This is a genomic window from Paenibacillus sp. AR247, assembly GCF_002968895.1.
GTDB lineage: Bacteria > Bacillota > Bacilli > Paenibacillales > Paenibacillaceae > Paenibacillus_AQ > Paenibacillus_AQ favisporus.
The window spans coordinates 1-3,455 of record NZ_PCZT01000113.1 but is presented as its reverse complement, the minus strand read 5'-3'; the positions used below and the strand labels follow the sequence as shown (position 1 = coordinate 3,455).

Sequence of the window (3,455 nt, the reverse complement as noted above, 5' to 3'; positions counted from 1 at the left end):
TAGTTTGTGTTTGCGGCTCACCCACTCATTCGGCACTTATATTTTCTGTTGCGCCAAAAAAACTCTATCACGGGTGACTGGTACCATCGCGTTGGTAAAGAAGGGAGCGCTATTGGATCGGGAAACAGACCATCAGCGACGCGCTGCGCGGTACGATGAAGGGAGTGTATACTTTTATTTCATAAAATGGCTTGAAAAGTCTGCCTAAAAAATGGATAATTTCTCTCACTTTTAGGCAGACTTTTATTTTTTGAAGTCGACTTTTTCCTTTAAATCATTATGTTTTCATTTATATAGACTATTACTTTAAAATGCTGGGTTTGACATTGGAAATATACTCCTTTTTATTGTGTAGTTCCCTTTATAATTTAATGGAATAAACAGAACTTATTCACAGATCTAGTATCATTTAAAACAATGTATCGCTCAGGAGCTGCTGACTTTGAATCTACTTTGGCTTGTGAATACATGATATAATAATACATAAATGCAATTTTTCGTCTAGCAAGATAGAACGGCAAATCTGCAATGATTGGCATACATCAATAATCGGATTTTAACTATATGAATAAGGGGAATTTGAGAATCTATTATGGATACTAAAGAGATTTTAGACCGCATATTTAAAGATCCAACGACTAAATATGATCTAACTGAATTCGATACATTGGATAAACCATTGTACGAAATAATAAATATTTACCCAAGAATTTCTGAATCTGGTCGTGATGCTGGAAAGATCAGATACGTTATGAAAAGTTTTGTTGCTTTTTCATCAGGTAAGGAAGAAGTACAAGTCTTTGATGAAAATGGAAAATCCAACCCCGAAGAAATCGTCCGTCAGCTCTGGGTATATAAGCTTCTTAACCATTATGAATATAAAACAGATGAAATTGAACTAGAAAAGAGCGTTCATTTCGGTACAGAAGTTAATGCAAAGGCTGCCGATATAGTTGTTTACACAGATAACACAAAGACGACTCCTAAAATTATTATTGAAGTAAAAAAGCCAAAACGTAAGGATGGTATTGAACAACTTAAGAGTTATCTTAATGCCGAAGGATCTCCTGTAGGTGTTTGGTCTAATGGTAGTGATAGTATTATTCTTTATCGCCCATATCCTGCTAATTTTGATGATACTCTTGTGGATATTCCCAAAAGAGGACAAGAACCAAAGGATGTCCTTGAAGCAAAGAAGACCCTGGCTCATTTAAAAAAGAGTTTTAACTTTAAAAAGATTATAGAGGACTTAGAGGAACTGGTACTTGCAGATAGTGGAAAAGATGAGTTTAACGAGATTTTCAAGCTTATATTTGCGAAAATTTGGGATGAGAAAGAGGCGCTTGAGAATAGGGCGAATCAAGAAGTGCAATTTAGTAAAGCTTTAGATCCTGAGATTACTTATGAACGAATTAACAATCTTTTTCATAAAGCATGTGAAGAGTGGCCGGGCATATTTAAAGAAGGCGAAGATATTGAATTAACCAAGAGACACCTTCAAGTATGTGTCGGTCCAATTGAAGGTGTTCGTTTGATGGGTTCAAATTTAAGAATCATGGATGACGCATTTGAATATCTTCTCCCAACAGAAGCGAAGAAAAAGAAGGGACAATTTTTCACTCCAAGACACGTAATTGAGATGTGTGTTCGTATGCTAAATCCGAAAAAAAGTGAATTTGTTTTAGATCCTTCTTGTGGTTCCGCTGGGTTTCTTTTGCATACAATGGAGTGGTGCTATCCTGCAAACGATAATGATAGTCGTGAGTTAAGAAAGCATCGATACGCAGCAAAATATCTATGGGGCATTGATTTTGAAGAACGCGCGGCAAAGACCTCTCGTGCCCTCATGCTTATTGCTGGTGATGGTCATACCAATATCTTCGGACCCGATGTCAGCAGCCTTGACCCTAAGACTTGGTACGAAACTCAGTCTGGGCAAAAGCTCATGTCAAAGCTGATCGAGGCCAAACTAATCCCAAAACCAATTTCTAAAGAAGATGAAGCAAATGTACTTAGAGATGATGATTTGGCCTGGAAATATTTTGATGAACTAAAATTTGATGTTATCCTTGCCAACCCGCCTTTTGCTGGTGAGATAAAGGATAAAAAAGATGTTAGCCAATTATGACTTGGGGAAACCAGCTCTAAAACGGGCAAAGGATAAAGGTGCCAAAGAGGAACGTGATGTTCTCTTTATCGAGCGGATATTAAAGTTTCTTAAACCCGGTGGACGTGCTGCTATAATTTACACAAGGTAAGTTCAATAACTCTTCTCTTGCCTTCATCCGTGAGTGGATACTTCGTAAGGCACGACTTCTAGCTGTTGTTGGACTTCATCCGAACACATTTAAGCCTCACACCGGAACAAAAACTTCGGTAATATTTGTACAAAAATATACAGAGGTTGAATTGAGAAAGATCAATGCAGTTAAGCAAGAGGTTGCTGCAGCATGCCCCGACTATGAGTCACAGATCAAAGCTCTCATTACTGAGTTTGAATCATACAGCGATATCCCTGAGGCAAATATCCCTGAGGACATTTCTGAACTTTTATTTGAGACTTTTAGTGACGTACAAGCAGAAGCTTCAGATGATGGTGAAGATAATGCAAATGAAGAAGCTGGAGAGAATTTTGAGTTGGAGGATTTGGTGGCACGTGCTGAAGAGAATTTTGAGTCCTTAAGAAGGGAATTATTGAGGGAAAAGTCAAAACTAGATGACATGTCCTCTGCGTTAGAAGCTATTTCCAATAAGGCTCAACAGGAGATTGAAATCATCTCTTCCAGTTGGACTGGAACTAAAAAAGAACTAAATGCTGAATTGAAACCGATCAAAGAGAGGTTGAAAGCAGAACTAGCAACGTTGAAAGAGGAGCAAAAAGAAAAAAGTAAAGGGATTAAAGCTAAAATAAAGGTGCTTGAAAGGGCAATTCCCGAAGCTGAATATGAACTAAAAAAATTAACTAATAAAGGAAAACTAGAACTTATGCTTTCAGATAATGAGCGAATAGCAACTCTTAAAGAACGATGGATAGATGCTGAGGTAGCCAAAGAATTAGATTACCCTATTTTTATGGCTGTATCTGATCGAGGTGGAAAAAATAATTCAGGAGATTATCAATACTTGATTGATGAAGACGGCAACCTGATTGAGTATGATGATGGCCAACCTATTATTGATCAAGATTTGGTTAATTTTAGTTTGGGTCCTGAAGAGTTGAACGAAATCAACACTCTTGAAGAAAATCAAATATGTATTGCTGAATCCTTTATAAAGTTCGCCCAAAAACATGGGTTTGATTTTTGGAGGGTAAACTAATGGCAGTGTGGAGTGAAGTAAACTTTTCTGGGGTTGATATAACTTCCAGAATTGACAGTGAGTATTTCCTTCAGGAATATATTGAAAATGAATCTATCTTATCAAAAATTGAAACGATGCCTTTGCCAAAAATNTTC

2 protein-coding genes are annotated in these 3,455 nt (G+C 37.1%); both read left to right on the top strand.

Going from position 1 to position 3,455, the window contains the following annotated elements:
* The first annotated feature begins 592 nt into the window (after positions 1-592).
* Complete coding sequence (locus CPT76_RS38625) at positions 593-2,128, top strand: type I restriction-modification system subunit M (RefSeq protein ID WP_219845518.1); 1,536 nt, start codon at positions 593-595, stop codon at positions 2,126-2,128.
* Positions 2,129-2,409: 281 nt separating this feature from the next.
* The gene (locus CPT76_RS38620) at positions 2,410-3,318 is read left to right on the top strand and encodes a hypothetical protein (protein ID WP_219845517.1); all 909 of its coding nucleotides are present in this window, start codon (positions 2,410-2,412) and stop codon (positions 3,316-3,318) included.
* The last annotated feature ends 137 nt before the right edge of the window (positions 3,319-3,455 follow it).